Source organism: Vibrio sp. K4, from assembly GCF_051122595.1.
In the GTDB taxonomy this organism is placed as follows: domain Bacteria; phylum Pseudomonadota; class Gammaproteobacteria; order Enterobacterales; family Vibrionaceae; genus Vibrio; species Vibrio owensii.
Map to the genome: position 1 here is coordinate 1,619,629 of NZ_CP178577.1, position 16,049 is coordinate 1,635,677.

Below are 16,049 nucleotides of genomic sequence, written 5' to 3' on the forward strand. Positions count from 1 at the left end.
TAAGGTAATGGTCATGGATACCCATTTCTTAGTGAACAAAAACAAAGTGTTGAGATCACTCTCTACTGCAATGATCGCCTTTGCCCTGTTAATGTCTTTTGATAGCGAAGCATTGGCGGCAGACCAGTATGCGATTTTCTCTCTCGACTCAGGCTTTGATGAGCTCAGCATCACCAAAGCAAGAAAGCTTTATCGTGGTAAGACAAAGCGTTTACAAGGTAAGCGTATTGAGCTGTCTGATTGGCCTGATACTTCCTCAGAACGCTCAGAGTTTTATCGCTATTTACTCAACAAAAACATCGCGCAAATGAACGCGCACTGGGCAAGCTTGTCGTTCTCTGGCAAAGCGCGTCCACCAAAAGTTATCGACAATTCCAACATGGATGCCCTATTAGCCTGGATGAAAGAAAAGCCGAATCGCATTGGCTATACACCGGTGAGTAGCCTCCCTTCTGATGCACAAATCCTCTACGTAGTAAGTTCGGAGAAATAATATGAAGAAAACACTCATCGCATCAATGACAGCAGCAGCGCTTAGCAGTGTGGCCTTTCCGAGCTTGGCGGCGATAGAATTAACGGACAACTTATCATTGAGCGGCTTTGGCTCGACGTCTTGGGCAACCACCGACAATGAAACACCTGTCCTCGTGAACCGATTTGTCGACGACGAAAATTGTTACGACTGTGATACCACGTTCGGCGTTCAGTTCGACTTCTACTACGATGCCTTTAAAGCTTCCGCCCAAGTGGTAAAAAGACCGCAAGATCACTGGAGCGATCCACAACTTGAATGGGCTTATCTCGCTTATACCTACGGTAATGTTGAATTTCGTGGGGGTCGCTTAAGAATGCCAGTGTTCTTGGCCTCTGAGTATTACTATGTGGGACATGCGTTTACGCCAGCGCGCCCACCAAATGAGGTTTACGACAGTATCTTGGGGATTACCGCGTTTAATGGCATTTCATTCTTGTGGAACTACGATCTCAACGACAGCATGACGTTAACCACAACGCCTTTTATTGGCTTTCGTGATGAAAGCACCGTCGACTTTAACGCCAATACTGAGCTAACGTTTAAAACTAATGAAATGTACGGCGTGAACTTTATCCTGAGTGGGGATTACTACCGCTGGAACTTTACGTATCTAGACTCAAATTACGATCAAGAGACCAAACTACGTAACCTGACCACCAATATTCCTGGTGTGGGCATCGTTCAGATTCCGGATCAAACCATCAAAGCTAAAGACCAAAACATTCAACTGTTCTCACTTGGTGCTGAGTACGAGTTTGATGCGCTGACGTTAACCGTGGAAGGACAAACCAACGACATTGCTTCCGCATGGTATGTGCAAGGTACTTACAACTTAAACAAGTTCACACCTTATGCGACCTATGGCCAGCAGTTTGATGATCATGAACATCGAGTTGGCGATAGCTACCTCTTCGGTGTGAGATACGATCTTCACTACAATGTGTCACTCAATGCAGAGTGGCAACACTTTAAGGCTTATCGTGACGCCTCTGGCGCGTTCGTCTCTAACCCTTCGGATGACGACGCTAATATGTACACCATTATGCTTAACTTTGTGTTCTAACCCTTTAGCAGGTCGACACTCATCGACCTGCCTTTTCCTCTATAAACATTATCCGTCTATAAACATCACAACTTACTTCATCCTCTGCCGTTGTACCGATTTATGATTTGAATCGGTTAATCATCACGACCGAGACGATGGTTAGCACCATCCCTAAAGCGTGAAACCAAGTAAATGCTTCGTCCAATATGAAAATGGCACACAACGCTGTCATTGCTGGGCCGATGTTACTCACTAAACTCAGATGCGCAGGGTTCAGCCGTGCCATGGCAGCCGCAATCAGATAAGAAGGAATGACAGTACAAAAGATGCCCAGCAACACACCAATAGTAATGAGTTCATTGTTCATCGAGCTCAACTGTAATGAACTAAACGATAAATGAATAAGAATGGCGACACCGGCACTGCCCATGCCGATACTGGTAAACATGGTACTCCCTAGCTTCGCGATGCTGGCTTTGCTCAACACCAAATACACGGCAAACACAAATGCAGAAAGAATTGCTAGCCCACCACCAAGCCAGATCTGCTCACCATAGTGAGAAAGGTCATGCGCCACAATCAGCCCCACTCCCAGATACCCAACCAATACGGCTGACAGCACCTGGCGGTTGGGTGATTGCCCCTCTTTAAACCACATAATTAACACGACAAAAGTCGGAAACAAGAACAGCAATAAACGTTCAAGTTGAGCAGAAATGTAGTTAAGTGCGGTGATATCGAGATAGCTTGCTAAGTAATATCCAAGCACACCAATCGCGGCGGCTTTGATTCCGTGGTGTTTCACTTTCGCTCGGTTCTCGGAGCCGCGTAGCATCCAAAAGAGAATACAAAGGTAAAGAGGCAGTGAACTCATTGCTCGAAGCGTCATGATGCTCACCGCGTCACCGCCATGCTGATACGCGAGTTTGACAAACACAGGTTTAATTGAAAATAACAGCGTACCAGCGAGCGCAAACATGACGCCAACAGTTATTGCACTAACAGGCTTCTTTTGGGGTTGATGTTCAGAACTAAGGTTGGAGTCGGATGCCGTATTCATTTTCTCTCCTTGATGATTGATAACATTCAAACAAGGCTACGAGATAGAATACGATTCTGGCTGCATCTACTCGCAGCCAGGCACAACTCAACCTACCGACTGCTTGGCATTGGAAGGAGGAGCCACCAGAGGTTGGTTGTGCGGATGATCATTTTACTTTCCTATTCGGGTAGAAGGTTCAGACTAACCATTGAACATATTTTGTTCAAGCTTGCGGTCTTTAAAATAGTACTCTTTATCGTGTTGTCCGACCTCTCTAAGCACTCGACAAGGGTTACCAACGGCTACCACATTGGCAGGAATATCCTTAGTTACGATACTGCCCGCGCCAATCACCGAGTTTTCTCCGATCGTTACACCCGGTAATACCACCGAGTTTGCACCAATCCATACATTGTCTCCGATTCGAACCGGCATGTTGAACTGTGCTACGTCTCGTCTCAAATCGGGATCGATTGGGTGCCCTGCCGTTGCAATGGTCACATTAGGTCCAATCATCACGCTATTCCCAATGTAAATGTAAGTATCGTCGACCAAAGTCAGATTGAAGTTTGCGTAAACATTGTCGCCAAGGTAAGTGTGACAACCCCAGTTTGCCCTTAAAGGCGGTTCGATGTAGCAGTTCTCACCAACAGACGCGAGCAGACGACCGAGTATCTCGCCCCGCTTTTCTGATTCCGAAGGACGTGTGTGGTTGTAATCGTATAAGATCTCAAGACATTCGGTTTGCATTGCCGCCAATTCTTCATCATTACAGAAGTACACTTTTTGGCTGTGCAACATGGTTTTCTTATCCATTATTATTCCTGTTGAGGGGATGTTCTTGGTAAGAATTTAGCAGAGTCAGAATAAGAAAGGCTTGCCAAAAGTCATGAAATTCGCGCCTTACTTTGTAAGCAAGGTGAAGTAATGAACCCAAGGCTCGTTTTCACCGATGATGTACTGTTTCTGCACAGACAAAAATGCGACGCTTATTCCTTTGACGCGTTAGGTAGATGCCGAGACAAAGCATCCATGAGGTCCTTTTTGATGAGTGGTTTGGCAAGAACTTCATCTGCACCCGCATCGATAAATGATTGTGTCGACTGTTGCATCACATCCGCAGTCCAACCGAAGATCACGACATCATCCAGCCCTTGTTCGCGGATTCGCTTAACGACCTCAATGCCGCTCATTTCTGGCATATGGTTATCAATAATTATGAGATTGAAAGACTGCTCGTTCAACAAGTTCAGCGCTTCTTGTCCACTGCTGCATGTGTGACTTTTCGCCCCTAACTTATCTAAAAAGACTTTGGCGATGATTTGATTCATCCGATTGTCATCCGTAATCAGCGCGTGAACGGAAGAGAGATCTTCAACCTTCACATCCTCTGTTTTATCTTCAATGGCCTCGCCTGAAGCACTCGGTAAGCTAATCACAAAGCGGAACTGGCTTCCCTTTCCTAACTCGCTCTCAACACTGATTTGGCCATTCATAAGAGTCACTAGTTTTTGGCAAATCGCTAAACCCAACCCGGTGCCACCATATTGCCGAGTCGTCGACACTTCAGCTTGTTCAAATTCATTGAAAATAGAATCCATACGATCTTGAGGAATACCGATACCGGAGTCTTCTACGCAAAACTCTACGAAGGGCGACTCTAGCGCTTTGATGGAAACGTTAATATGACCAGCCTTAGTAAACTTGAGCGCATTGCCAACAAGGTTGAGCAAAACCTGCCGAATACGCACAGAATCACCACTGTATTGGCATTCATCACTGCATTGGTTATCCACGCTGAACACGATGCCTTTCTCTGAACACAAGCTCTGGTAAGTCACTTCCACTGGTGTAATGATGTCCGCCATTTTGAAAGGATGAATATCGAGTGCAAGCGCATCACTTTCGACCTTGGCTAAATCTAAGATGTCATTGAGAATCGAGATCAAGTGTTCACCCGAGTTCAATGCGAGTCGCAGCACTTTCCTTTGTTCCGGGTCTCGGATGTCATCGATCAGTATTTGTAGCATTCCCAATAGCCCATTAAGCGGCGTTCTGATTTCATGGCTCATCGTCGCTAAAAATGCCGATTTCGCTTCATTGGCATGCCTTGCCTTTAATGCCTCGGTTTCAAGGTCACTCTCTAAGCGTTTCACTTCTGTAATGTCACGTTCAATGGCAATAAACCGCTCAACAACACCTTGCTCATTCCTCAATGGGATAATATCGATATCAATCCAATAGGGTTGTTTGTTTCTCGTATAGTTGAGTATCTCTGTCCTAACTTGCTCACCCTGTCGAATTGCTTTCCCGATGTCTGCGATCGTCTCTGGTGAAGTGTCAGCCCCTTGCAAGAAAGCACCCGGCGCTAACCCTTTGATGCCATCGAGTTGATAACCCGTCATGGATTCAAACGCTTTGTTTACCCACTCAACGTTTCCGTGGTGGTCTGTAATAACAACGGCATCTCTCGCGGCTTTAACAACAGTCGCAAGTAACTCGCTCTCCTTCTCTTTTTCTTTCAATTGAAGGTTAGATTCTTCTAGCTCCTGCCTGGATTTCTCTAGTTCACGATGAGGGTTAACGAACAGCCTTTTTCCTATGACTGTCACAATAATCGAACTCACGATCAGCACGCCAATTAAGCCCTTTAGCAAACTGCTTTGAAGGTTCGTTAATTGCTCATCCAAGAAGGATTTACTGACACCTTGAGTCAAAAGCAAATTACCTCGGCTCAAGGGTTCTTTATTGATGATCCATCGGTCGATTTCGCTTGCTGTTGGAACATGCTCATGGCTATGGGATAGATGGTCTTGCGCCTGTGTTTCGGTTAGGTGAGCCAGTTCAGGAAGTGGTGGAATGGTTTGACTGAGTTCATACCAACGCTCTCTTCCCGTTACAAACGAACCAAAAAAGTCATCGTAATCGACAGCGGTTTCACCATATAACACCCCGACAAAATCACCGTTATTTACAAGGGGCATAAAAAGCTTTAAGCAGATGTGATTAGTATCATCGTGCAACAGATACACGATGCGCTCATTTAATCGAGACTCGGAAAGCGCATTAAAAATCGCGACTTCTTGTTCAGATGCAGGGTGACGAAAAGTGTCTTCGAACAATAAATCGCCGTTAACATCTCTTGCTGCAAATTGCATCGTTTGATGTTGGCCTTTAAAACGCTCTAACTGGAACGCTAAACCTTCAACATCATTGTCGACCACGGCATCGATAACCCCACGGTATTGGGATGCAAGGACGATTCGGTCTTCCGCTACCTCTAAGTACTTCTCCATGAAGATCTTGGCGGACTCTAGCTCAAACCGACCATTCCCCTTTTGGAGTTGTTTTATTGTCGCCTGACTTTCTTGAGATAACACAATAAGTGAAATGACTCCGTAAATGAGCGCAGTCATCCCAATAAAAATGAGTAATAGAGCTTTCGGACTAAACCTAGAGAGCTTTTTTGCCATGAGCACATGCTTCCTTGCGCGAATTCACCGCTTTCACATCAATAAGTGTAGGATACGTAACCGGTTAATTCTCATACTCATTTAGGGTTAACCTTTGGGAACCAACTCCATCAATACAAATCACACATGAACCTAATGAATGGGAAGCAGTAAACTGGCCGGATCAAAAATGCCGCAAAGTTCGAATCTTGCGGCATCTTTCTAAACTGGCTTGTTTGTTTTTTTGCGATTTTCCAAGCGCGCTTTAAATTTCTTATTTCGGCGCTTTAAGGCTCGGAAAAATTTCGACTCTTCGTGATACCAGCCAATAACGCTAATGGGGAATCCCACCAGCATCATGATGAAGACATCGGCAGGAAACTGCTCTGTAACATCCCTTACCGTTTGCAGCTCACCAAAGATAAACAAGCCTATAACCTTGCCAACCAACAACGCACAGCAAATCATCAAGAAAGACTTCATTATGTAGTGCCATTTGCCTTTCTTGCGCTCTTCTCGCCAATACACGTATTTGTGCTCGCGGTTGTACATTTCCCCCTCCGTTTAAGTGACATTGTCACCATCAGTCTGCGAAATGGAATGGTGGTGCGAGACGGCAAGCTCGCACTACTTTAATCATAGTGCGATTGGAGGGAGTTGCTTGTCAGACCAATAAGAAATGACGGGGATTTTACTGAGCGGTCCACATTTGTTTGTAAGAACGCAATTCTCGGTTGGACTCATCCAAACCAAACATGCCTGCTAGTGCTTGCAGTTTTTGTTTGTAGTGCCCTAGTGCGCTTTCATCGTCAGTCATGATTGCGAATTCTGCGAAATAACCGATGCCTTCAAGGTGGTCAAGCGTGATATGGAATTCACCGACAAAGTAGATACTGCGAGTCTTCTTGGTATGAAGGATGACCTCGTAACCCATGTTCTCTAACATGCTTTTTGCCGCGTGAGACTTGGTGATGTCTGTCGCTTCGCAACGATCTTCTTCCGGCCCTTTAACAATCCAAAGCTTAATGCCAGATGGTTCAACTTCACGAATCACCAAGCTTTTGTTTTCATAGGTTAGTTTGCGTTCCGGCGTATCGTAAAACCAATCTGATTCTTGGTTATCTTCGAACATCACCTCGTGCTGTAAGCTGCTTAGCGCGATTAAAAACGCTCGCTTGTCTTTCACTCGGTATTTCAATTCAACTTCAAACTGACCCTGAAAATGATCTTGTGCACTCACGCGACTACCTCTCTACAACTGTTCGCTTGGACTTTTTATTCTGCTCTTCACAAGGTGAAAGGACTTTTAAAATTGGCGAAAGAGTAACATGAGTTCCGCGACTGGTCTGAAACACAAGATAACTTTGTGCAAAACGTGGCACAAAACTTAAAACGCGAGAGAAAGCATATAAACACAGCTTGCAATGCCAGTTATGACGACCAAAGTCCTGCCGATGGCAATATCTGCAATGTACATGACGGGATGAGCCATTCGAGTAAAAGCAAATACAATCGCAGGCATGGAGAGATCAGACCATGGAACGCCACTCAAACTCACGGCAAGAATGGTTGCGCTATAAAATGCCAACGCCTCCCAAGCATTCGACTGCGCCGCAATGGTTCTTGCGGCTCGACCACTGAGTTTTCTCTCTTGCAAACGTGGATGATGGTTATCTAGATGACCGAGTTGCTGGACTTTGGCATAGCCCCCAAGGCCGGCTAAAGCATAAGGAATAAAACTGACAAAGACTAAGACAAACAGTGCGGTAGGCATAACAGGGATTCGTGATAATGATTCATAAGTTAAGTTTAGCAATTTCTAATTTGCTCGACTGCTTACTTGTCTCATTAATGCTTACGAAACACCCAAATTGGCCCGATTAAGAGGAACTGAACATCTTCAAAAAACGATGGTTTCTTCCCTTCGATTTTGTGCCCGATAAACTGGAAAATCCAAAGCACACCAAAAAGCAGCATCGAAATCTGTAAAACCGGCCAACCGAGTATGTCCATCGACCAGATTAGCCCGATACACGCAACGGTGTAGCCAATCATCATCATGAACACACTAAGAGACAGCCGGAAGTAGAAAATCCACGCGGGTAAAGCAACGACCCATACCCAGTTGAGATTGAATCCAAACAAAGGAATTTGCGGAATAGACCAAATCAACCCGACCACGGATAAAAAGATACCCGGCACCGCCACTTTATGAATCTTTTGATTGATTGGGTTTTGATGGCTTTCACCGTAGGCTTCTAACCATTCAGAGAGTTCACGCATAACTTCACCTTTAACATCGCTATAACATTTATATAGTCGGTGCGAGTTAAAGGTGCGAGTTTTTGCCCGAAGATATTGATAATAAACAAAGTATCTGTGACCAATCACAAACTATGTTACTGATATCCCAATGAAATACGCTGCGCTTTCGTTAGTTTAGCAACCACTAAGTCATAAGAGCGTTCGCACAAATCCTGCACGAAGCCATCTTCAACATCGCCATTGAAGTAAACCGTAATCCAATGACGTTTGTTTAGGTGATAACCCGGCGTTATATCGGTGAACTGGGACGTTAGTACTTCCCCATCTTCAGGTGCTACTTTCAGGCTCACATACTCTCGTCCGTGGCGCTCAGCTAAAACCGCAAACATCTTGCCTTTAATTTTGAAGACGAGAGCTTCAGGGCCAAATGGAAAGCTGCTTTCTGCACACATGAAAGTATCAAGAAATTGCTCTAACTCTTTAATATTCATCCGTAATCCTCTTTCAAACCCATGACTTGCCTCTACTCATACTGCGGCAAGAGAAGCTTTAACGCCTGATTAACCTGCCCTTTTTCTGCACTGTTTAAAGAGCCCATCAGCTCATGTTGCGCTTGAAGGTGTTGCTCTATCAGTGAATCAATCAGCTCGAAACCTCTTTCTGTGAGTTCAACAGTGACGCTGCGGCGATCTTCTTTACTATGCTCACGTGCAATCAGACCTTTCTTCTCTAGCTTATCAAGCCTATTTGTCATGGCACCGGACGTCAGCATCATGGATGAAATCAGCTCCGATGGCGTTAAACGATATGGCTGACCACTGCGTCGCAGCGTTGCTAAGACATCAAACTCGCCCATTTTGAGGTCGTAACGTTTATGCAGTTCGGCGACGTGGTTCTCCATGTGCTTTGCGATTCTCATCAAACGCCCCATGATCGCCATCGGTTCGGTGTCGAGCTCCGGCTTTTCCTTAGCCCACTGGCTTACCACTCTGTCAATTGCGTCCATTACCCTTTCATCTCCAAAGACATTTTGATTTACGAATTTATTTTAACATAAAGATACTTTACAAAAAGCCATCACGAGCGTACCTTTACAATAAATTATCTCAACGTAAAGATATTTAACATGAACATTTTACTCGCGATGATTCCGGCGTTCTTTTGGGGCACCACTTACGCCGTGACACAATTTACTTTGCCGGACTGGCCGCCAGTGTTGCTTGGCGCGCTGCGAGCTTTGCCAGCTGGCCTTTTGTTGCTTGCTATCAAACCATCATTACCAAAGAAACAAGATTGGAAGATCTTACTGGTACTCGGCACAATCAATATCGCCCTCTTCTTCGGACTCATCTTTGTTATGGCGTTGACCTTGCCTTCTGCAATTTCCGGAGTGGGTATGATTTCTGTCCCTGTGTTTGCGATGCTGTTTGGCTTGGTTGTGTACAAACGACAACCAAGTTTGATTCAAGGGATAAGCGGTGCAGCGCTGATTGCACTGGCGTGGTTCCTGTTTGATCCTAGTTCGATCACACTCAACCCAATTGGCTTAATTGCTATGCTATCTGCAATCATGTGTATCGTCATCGGCAGCAGCGTCACTAAGTCTCTTGGTGCAAGAATGCACTGGTGGACGGTGCTAACATGGCAGCTCATCTTAGGCGGTATCATTCTTTCTATCGCCGCAGCCATCTTTGCGAGCTTTAATCCAGAGCCGTATGTGAGCGCCCTGCAAAACGCATCATTAAGAAACGTCGGTGGTTTATTGTGGGTCATCGTCCTTAACACCGCACTTGGTTACGGCATGTACGTGTGGCTATTGCAACGCATGTCTGTGGTGGACTTTACCTTCGGTGGTATCGCAAACCCAGTCGCTGGCATTGTTTCTGGCTTAGTATTGATGGGCGAAAGCTTCACTCCCGTTCAATACAGCCTAATGCTAGGCATGATCCTGATGTCACTCGTTCCGCAGTTGGTAATGTCGTTCAAACAAAAACGCAGTGTTACTCACGCAAAGCCTTGTGAGTCTTAACGCTCTATAGCGTGAAAAACAAAAAGCCCGAGTTGATGCTCGGGCTTTTTGATTCAAACTAACGGTTAAACGCACGTATCACTTTACCTTTGGAACGAATCTTATAACTTTTCGTGTACGCGGGTACGAACGCTGACTCTCCAAGCTGCAAGGTTATAGCCTGACCTGAACTGTCGCATAGCACCGTCTCTTCCTCCAATGCCAAGATGATTTCAGCACTGGAAACTTTAATCGCGACTTCTTGAGCCTCTTGCTCAATGACTTCCAATGCAAAATCATCAACAGTGACTGGGTAGTATGATCGCCCTTCATGTTTTTCTGGCTCTAACAACAAAGTGTCAAACGGTTTTGGTTCAAAGCTCGTGCAGCTTACTAACTCAGTGATGTCGATATGCTTGTTGGTAAGGCCCGCGCGCAGCACATTATCTGAGTTAGCCATGATCTCTACACAAGCGCCTTTTATGTAGGCATGTGGTGTTCTTGCTGTTAAGTACATACTCTGACCGGGCTGCAAGGTAATCACATTTAAAAACAAAGGTGAGAACACACCAACATCTTCAGGGTATTGCTCAATGAGAGAGAGAATCAACTCAAACGTTTCCTCGCCGATAAAGCTTTCTGACTTTTGAGCAAGTTCTCTGATGGCCTGTTGTTTCTGGTCATTTTCCAACTGCAGCAGTGCAACAAAAAAAGCCTCAAGCCCTTGTGCAGTTTGATTTTTTTCAAATGCTAACATCAAGTCGCTTAAGACAGAAACATCGACGCGAGTGAACAACGTCAGAATCTCTTTGTAATGGCGAAAACCGTTCATTGCCTGAAAGTTACCAAGCGCATAAACAAGCTCCGGTTTGTGGTTTGGATCTTTATAGTTTCGATTGAAGTCACTCAGCTTGATACCTGCTTCTTGCTCACGCTGATAACCGATTTGAGCAGAGAGTTTATCTGGGTGAACTTGAATGGATAACGCACGTTCTGCTGTCAGCACTTTTAACAAGTAAGGGAGTTCACCAAACTCTAGGGCTGTTTTTTCTGATAGGAATGAGGACTTGTCTTGTTCAATTAGGTCAGAAAGTAGCACGTCATGACCATCTATCAGAGCTAATGAGCATCCTCCAGAGTGTGCTCCCATCCAAAGCTCAGCAATAGAGATAGATTGATCATTATTGAAAGAGAACAATTGAGGTAAGAGTGTTGGGCTTCCCCAAACGTAGTTCTGAATCGTATTTTTGAGTTTGAAGAAGCTCGATTTCGTTATTACGGTTTGCGCCATTTCTTGTTCCTGCACAGAGAATCTGAGTCGCTAAAACTTCGCTTCTTACCGTCATTAAATAGGTGACGAGCCAAACCCAGGATGCAAAAGTCCCTCACCTTCATTTCTGAAGGCGATAGGTTTTAATCATCAATCCGAACTATTTAACTGAGACTTAGCGAGAAGAAGCCAGCGTGCCAGTGTTATAAATACGAGCGCCGTAACGACAATGCCTACAACGCTCCGTGACTAGTTGACGTTGGTATCTAGGTTGAGTTGCTGAGTAAGCACTTCTAACGTCAGTAATGTGTTGATTCTGGAAAAGGTTGAACTCCCTTCACCGATAATAGGAACCCAATAATCCAGATACGTTTGACCTAGCGCTTCGGGCACTATCGGAGAGACAGCAATGGTTACGCAATCACTTTGCGATAGACCTTGGAGTACCGATAGCCATTCTGCACTAGGCGGACAATCGGAGATGAACATAAAGATGTCTTTGTACGTAACCTCTGGCTGAATTGCTTCACAGTGCGCGGTGCTTGTTAAAGGCACGACGCGTTTACCGTGATTTAGACAAGCATCGGTAAACAGTTGAGTTAACGACGTATTTTCACCAGCCACAAACACGCCTTTGCTACGGCGCAAATATGCTCCAAACTCATCAAAGTTAAAGTCACGCAGTAAATCTTTAGTGAGAGAAAACAACTGCTCAGCTTCATCTAACACATCGACTTCTGCCCCACCGTTCACATTGGGAACAAAGGAAATAGAAGAGTGAGCAGCCATCTTAAAGTCACCGTAATTACGGTAGCCCAGTTCGCGGCTTAAACGGCTGACACTAGAAACGCTTACATCTGCAACTTCCGCAAGCTCAGTGACTGTCATTCTTGATACTGATGACAAGTTGTCTTCGATAAACTCCGCAAGTTGAGTCAATGCCGGGCTCAAACCCGGTTTAATTAAACGTAACGTAGCAAGCAGTGGCGCGGATTCATGCATCACGATTCACCTTTAAATTCAAACCAATTTCAAAGGTACGTTGCCAAGGTGAAAATGCCGTTAGCTCAATGTCTTGTGGTAACGAATTTGCAGTAAGACGTTGGTATTGCGCCTGTAACGCTTGCTGAGCAAATACCATAGCTTGCTCGACCTCTTGATCTGCATAGTTGGTGTGACCAAACGCTGCATCACCGAAGTATTTTTCCAATAGTTGGCTTCGCACAACCGACTGGTAGCATGCATCCTCAAGCACGTGATAACAGAGGTTTCTTACCGTGGCGGCCTTCAAAACATCGGCAATCATGCCTGCCCCTAATGTCGTTCCGAGCGTATTACAGTTGGTATTCCAGCCTTTGTAAGAGACAAGCTTATCAAGCGTTTGAAGCTTATCGAGAAAGCTCACCAGCTCTAGGTCGCCACCGTTAGCAAAGGCGCAGTCAGCCACCATGACTGGCTTTCCAGATTCAATGTACTCACTGATTCGTAGCGCAAAATCAGACAGGTTTCGTCCAGAGCTGTAAGTGAGATCTTTCTGGGATTGTTTCGACGCTTCTTGCATGAACTTACCCGGCGAGTTAATCGCAAGCACATAGTCTGCTTCTGCACTGTTGTCGCACCATATGCCACCAGCCGCTCGGATATGAGATTTCACTGACTCGTTCATCGGACGATCTTCATACAAAGGAACGATCTGAGGGCCTAATGTCGATGCATAGAAAGGATAAATTTTCGGTTTGCGCTGTTTGAATTCGTTGTAAGCACGAGACAATAACGTCACCCCAACTTCATCCGCCCCAGGATAAATCGCAATATCGAAGGACAGAGACTCTTGCTCTATAAACGCAATCACTTTTTGTTGATCAATTGCCGTATAACCAAACGGGCTTGAGTCATCTTGCGGAATCACTAAAAAGTCGATTACCTTTTCTTTCACTAACTGTGCGACAACCAAGTTCACCTGTGAATTGAATGCTCTACGAGATTCAAAATCAGTCAGTACGTCAGTCGGAACGAAGTGCTCCAACGGGGCTAAGTCTGCTTGCTCTTCTTCAGACAAGCCTTCGCGTTCTTGCTTATCTTGTAGGTACTTGCGACGGAAAATTTCATGACCATATTGATCGTAATACTCCGGCTCTTCATCACTGCTGCTGTAACTAGGACATCGCATAATGCAGTTATAAGCATAAATCTTTGCTGATGGATTGATGCTTTTTAGCTTGCGAAGGTTATCTTCAAAGCGGGCAACATCTTCCATCGCTAGATAATGAAGTCTTGAAGGGATCAGACCGCCATACATCATCATGTCCATCGACAATACGACGTTGTCTGCCCCTTCAATGTTTTCAAACATGAAGTTCCACAAAGCACCTGTGTTCGCCGCTTGTTTTTTGCAGCTCAATTGCGCCATGCTCGGTGTAATCAGTTCAATGTCTGATGTCTCGGCAATGTACTGCGGATAGAGGTAGTTGCACGGACGCTCATCTAAAGGAATAAACAAGGTCTTCATTTAGCATGCCCCCTGTTTTAATAGTGAGCCATCTAAAGCGTTTAACGCCACATTAAGCTGCTTAGCCAATGCGCATGCTCGCCCTGCTGCATCCCCCATATCTCGGCACGTATGCTGAATTCGAATGCTGGATTGCATCTTGAAATCACAAGAGATGATGCGACCAACAAAAATCAAATTGCTTACTTCTGCACAAACCAACGAACGATATGGGATTTCGTAGTACTCACCCTTGTCGTATTTCTTTTTGAACGATTCATCTTCGACTTCAAGATCATCGCTATGGATGTCGATGTACCAATCTCCACGCGCAACGCCATCTTCAAACTTACGTCGAGCGGCATAATCGCTACCCGTCATAATGTATTTACCCATCACACGGTTTGATTCGCGGACACCTAACATGTTGGCTTCTTGAGAGATGAAAGCATCCTCGAAACCCGGGATATGTCGATTTAAAAACGCTAACAACTGATGCTGCATGCCACGACCATAACGGACGTATTCAGAAAACGTTTTAGGATCCTCAATATTGCCAAGGTTTGGCATTTGCGGGTTATTAAATGACAAAGTGTTTGGCTTACCCGGCATTGAGAAACCTTGAATGTAACGAGCAATCTCTGGTGTTATCTCACCCGCTTCAATCGCCGTTTGGAAGACGTCTAATAAAGCCCCACACGCAGCAACACCCGGAACATGGACGAACTCCATAAACGTGGCGTCACTTGGGTCACAGAAGCTGTAATTGGCCTCTTTCAAGTAATGACGCAGACGAGCGAAGTCAATATTCGTCACTTCAAAGCGGAAGGATACCGATTGGCGAGTGCCATCTTTATCGCCCTTCTCTGTCTTCGCACCAGCAAAACGTGAAAGTAGCGCATCTCCCGAAGCATCGATAAAGTGTTTCGCTTCAAATGCGTAGAAATCATCAAAAATCAGAGCCGTAACGGATTCGATATTCCCTTGTTCGGTCTTTGCGCTTACCAACGTCGCGTCGTAAAAGATCTCTACACCAAACTCACGTAGTACTTGGTCATTGAGTAACTTGAAAGACTCTGGCGAGTAAAGCTCCATTTTTCCTGGAAGTGTTAACCGACCTTTCCCTTCCATCATTTGATGGTAGCGTTCTGTCAGTAGATTAGCGGTTTGTGAACCATGGACATGAGAAGGCATAAACGGTGTAACCATCGCGTTGGCTTGCGTGCCAGTAAGTGCGATGCGCTTTTCTAGCAAGGCAACCTTCAATCCCTGTCTTGCCGCTGACAGCGCCGCTGTAACACCAGATGTGCCACCACCGACCACAACAACATCGTAATCTGAATAAGTTTTAGTTGGAGTCATCACAACCTCCGATAAATAATTCGTCAATCAAAAGCGGGTTAAACTCGCATTCACATACCAACTGAGCAAAGCGATTCGAAGCAATTTCCGAAGGCGACTGCAGTCGTCCATAGAAGGTTTTTCCTAAGACTTTGAGCCGCTCAACTTTGAGCGCTAGCACTTCATCTTGGATATGCTCATCTATCTCAAGTAAATGAAAGAACTCATGCGCTAAATAAAGTTGTTCAATCTGAGATGTCGATGAGTTGATTCCTTGTTGCCTCAAGTCTGTTAACGCTTGTTCAATGCTGTCTTTATAAATCAGCACACGTTTACCAAGGTTGTCTTCAATGATCTCTGCTCGCATTAGCAAACCTTGACTCAACACTTGCTTGGCATTGTTGGTGTATTCGATACGGTAGCCCGCTTCAATAAAAGCTTGTTTGAGGTCGACAGAGCGATATTCTTTCGCTACGCGTTCACCTAGCTGTAAACCTCGCTCGATAATGTCTGAATGCATGTCCGAAGGAATCTTGCCAAAGTACTTGTCTAGGCTCAGTTGCATCTTTGCGTATTCAATATCGCTCTTCATTGTGACCTCGC

The 16,049-nt window shown here is 45.2% G+C and carries 17 protein-coding genes; 3 read left to right on the forward strand and 14 right to left on the reverse strand.

What is annotated here, in order from left to right; genetic code table 11:
* Window positions 1-13: 13 nt before the first annotated feature.
* On the forward strand, window positions 14-493 hold the full coding sequence (locus tag ACLIIY_RS07330; RefSeq protein WP_434528414.1) for a hypothetical protein: 480 nt from the start codon (window positions 14-16) through the stop codon (window positions 491-493).
* 1 nt (window position 494) lies between these two features.
* A complete protein-coding gene (locus ACLIIY_RS07335; protein ID WP_045481234.1) occupies window positions 495-1,598 on the forward strand; it encodes a porin in 1,104 nt (367 codons plus the stop codon).
* 100 nt (window positions 1,599-1,698) lie between these two features.
* Here ACLIIY_RS07335 and ACLIIY_RS07340 read toward each other — a convergent pair whose 3' ends face one another.
* The 9 genes from ACLIIY_RS07340 to ACLIIY_RS07380 all read right to left on the reverse strand — a co-directional run bounded on the left by ACLIIY_RS07340 (window position 1,699) and on the right by ACLIIY_RS07380 (window position 9,345).
* Window positions 1,699-2,640, reverse strand: a complete 942-nt coding sequence (locus ACLIIY_RS07340) for a DMT family transporter (protein WP_434528415.1) — start codon at window positions 2,638-2,640, stop codon at window positions 1,699-1,701.
* A gap of 183 nt (window positions 2,641-2,823) precedes the next feature.
* Entirely contained in the window at window positions 2,824-3,438 is a 615-nt protein-coding gene (locus ACLIIY_RS07345; protein WP_020197365.1) for a sugar O-acetyltransferase, read from the reverse strand.
* 173 nt (window positions 3,439-3,611) lie between these two features.
* The gene (locus tag ACLIIY_RS07350) at window positions 3,612-6,095 is read right to left on the reverse strand and encodes an ATP-binding protein (RefSeq protein ID WP_434528416.1); all 2,484 of its coding nucleotides are present in this window, start codon (window positions 6,093-6,095) and stop codon (window positions 3,612-3,614) included.
* Window positions 6,096-6,296: 201 nt separating this feature from the next.
* A complete protein-coding gene (locus ACLIIY_RS07355; protein ID WP_434528417.1) occupies window positions 6,297-6,626 on the reverse strand; it encodes a hypothetical protein in 330 nt (109 codons plus the stop codon).
* A 139-nt stretch (window positions 6,627-6,765) separates the two neighbouring features.
* Window positions 6,766-7,314 carry a class IV adenylate cyclase gene (gene cyaB / locus ACLIIY_RS07360; RefSeq protein WP_434528418.1) on the reverse strand — a complete coding sequence of 183 codons (549 nt, stop codon included), beginning with the start codon at window positions 7,312-7,314 and terminating at the stop codon, window positions 6,766-6,768.
* A gap of 147 nt (window positions 7,315-7,461) precedes the next feature.
* Entirely contained in the window at window positions 7,462-7,848 is a 387-nt protein-coding gene (locus ACLIIY_RS07365; RefSeq protein ID WP_434528419.1) for an MAPEG family protein, read from the reverse strand.
* Window positions 7,849-7,922: 74 nt separating this feature from the next.
* Window positions 7,923-8,357 carry a DUF962 domain-containing protein gene (locus tag ACLIIY_RS07370; protein ID WP_009706035.1) on the reverse strand — a complete coding sequence of 145 codons (435 nt, stop codon included), beginning with the start codon at window positions 8,355-8,357 and terminating at the stop codon, window positions 7,923-7,925.
* 116 nt (window positions 8,358-8,473) lie between these two features.
* The gene (locus tag ACLIIY_RS07375) at window positions 8,474-8,830 is read right to left on the reverse strand and encodes an MmcQ/YjbR family DNA-binding protein (protein WP_132698703.1); all 357 of its coding nucleotides are present in this window, start codon (window positions 8,828-8,830) and stop codon (window positions 8,474-8,476) included.
* A 32-nt stretch (window positions 8,831-8,862) separates the two neighbouring features.
* A complete protein-coding gene (locus tag ACLIIY_RS07380) occupies window positions 8,863-9,345 on the reverse strand; it encodes a MarR family winged helix-turn-helix transcriptional regulator (protein ID WP_334541967.1) in 483 nt (160 codons plus the stop codon).
* A gap of 120 nt (window positions 9,346-9,465) precedes the next feature.
* Here ACLIIY_RS07380 and ACLIIY_RS07385 point away from each other — a divergent pair, with 120 nt between their 5' ends.
* Complete coding sequence (locus ACLIIY_RS07385) at window positions 9,466-10,368, forward strand: DMT family transporter (protein WP_434528420.1); 903 nt, start codon at window positions 9,466-9,468, stop codon at window positions 10,366-10,368.
* 58 nt (window positions 10,369-10,426) lie between these two features.
* Here ACLIIY_RS07385 and manA read toward each other — a convergent pair whose 3' ends face one another.
* The 5 genes from manA to ACLIIY_RS07410 all read right to left on the reverse strand — a co-directional run bounded on the left by manA (window position 10,427) and on the right by ACLIIY_RS07410 (window position 16,038).
* Window positions 10,427-11,638, reverse strand: coding sequence for a mannose-6-phosphate isomerase, class I (manA, locus tag ACLIIY_RS07390; protein ID WP_434528421.1), 1,212 nt, complete (start codon window positions 11,636-11,638; stop codon window positions 10,427-10,429).
* A 228-nt stretch (window positions 11,639-11,866) separates the two neighbouring features.
* Window positions 11,867-12,619 (reverse strand): MurR/RpiR family transcriptional regulator, encoded by a 753-nt coding sequence (locus tag ACLIIY_RS07395; RefSeq protein ID WP_171371239.1) that lies wholly within the window; start codon window positions 12,617-12,619, stop codon window positions 11,867-11,869.
* Window positions 12,612-14,126: a DUF4127 family protein gene (locus ACLIIY_RS07400; RefSeq protein WP_434528422.1), complete on the reverse strand. Its 1,515-nt coding sequence runs from the start codon at window positions 14,124-14,126 to the stop codon at window positions 12,612-12,614. Before ACLIIY_RS07400 ends, ACLIIY_RS07395 begins: the two co-directional genes overlap by 8 nt.
* Window positions 14,127-15,467: an FAD-dependent oxidoreductase gene (locus ACLIIY_RS07405; RefSeq protein WP_434528423.1), complete on the reverse strand. Its 1,341-nt coding sequence runs from the start codon at window positions 15,465-15,467 to the stop codon at window positions 14,127-14,129.
* On the reverse strand, window positions 15,454-16,038 hold the full coding sequence (locus ACLIIY_RS07410) for a hypothetical protein (RefSeq protein WP_038889796.1): 585 nt from the start codon (window positions 16,036-16,038) through the stop codon (window positions 15,454-15,456). Before ACLIIY_RS07410 ends, ACLIIY_RS07405 begins: the two co-directional genes overlap by 14 nt.
* Window positions 16,039-16,049: the final 11 nt, after the last annotated feature.

Coding starts and splice junctions, on each gene's coding strand:
- ACLIIY_RS07330 (WP_434528414.1), top strand. CDS start 14: ATGGATACCCATTTCTTAGTGAACAAAAACAAAGTGTTGAGATCACTC.
- ACLIIY_RS07335 (WP_045481234.1), top strand. CDS start 495: ATGAAGAAAACACTCATCGCATCAATGACAGCAGCAGCGCTTAGCAGT.
- ACLIIY_RS07340 (WP_434528415.1), bottom strand. CDS start 2,640: ATGAATACGGCATCCGACTCCAACCTTAGTTCTGAACATCAACCCCAA.
- ACLIIY_RS07345 (WP_020197365.1), bottom strand. CDS start 3,438: ATGGATAAGAAAACCATGTTGCACAGCCAAAAAGTGTACTTCTGTAAT.
- ACLIIY_RS07350 (WP_434528416.1), bottom strand. CDS start 6,095: ATGGCAAAAAAGCTCTCTAGGTTTAGTCCGAAAGCTCTATTACTCATT.
- ACLIIY_RS07355 (WP_434528417.1), bottom strand. CDS start 6,626: ATGTACAACCGCGAGCACAAATACGTGTATTGGCGAGAAGAGCGCAAG.
- ACLIIY_RS07365 (WP_434528419.1), bottom strand. CDS start 7,848: ATGCCTACCGCACTGTTTGTCTTAGTCTTTGTCAGTTTTATTCCTTAT.
- ACLIIY_RS07370 (WP_009706035.1), bottom strand. CDS start 8,357: ATGCGTGAACTCTCTGAATGGTTAGAAGCCTACGGTGAAAGCCATCAA.
- ACLIIY_RS07375 (WP_132698703.1), bottom strand. CDS start 8,830: ATGAATATTAAAGAGTTAGAGCAATTTCTTGATACTTTCATGTGTGCA.
- ACLIIY_RS07380 (WP_334541967.1), bottom strand. CDS start 9,345: ATGGACGCAATTGACAGAGTGGTAAGCCAGTGGGCTAAGGAAAAGCCG.
- ACLIIY_RS07385 (WP_434528420.1), top strand. CDS start 9,466: ATGAACATTTTACTCGCGATGATTCCGGCGTTCTTTTGGGGCACCACT.
- manA (WP_434528421.1), bottom strand. CDS start 11,638: ATGGCGCAAACCGTAATAACGAAATCGAGCTTCTTCAAACTCAAAAAT.
- ACLIIY_RS07395 (WP_171371239.1), bottom strand. CDS start 12,619: ATGCATGAATCCGCGCCACTGCTTGCTACGTTACGTTTAATTAAACCG.
- ACLIIY_RS07400 (WP_434528422.1), bottom strand. CDS start 14,126: ATGAAGACCTTGTTTATTCCTTTAGATGAGCGTCCGTGCAACTACCTC.
- ACLIIY_RS07405 (WP_434528423.1), bottom strand. CDS start 15,467: ATGACTCCAACTAAAACTTATTCAGATTACGATGTTGTTGTGGTCGGT.
- ACLIIY_RS07410 (WP_038889796.1), bottom strand. CDS start 16,038: ATGAAGAGCGATATTGAATACGCAAAGATGCAACTGAGCCTAGACAAG.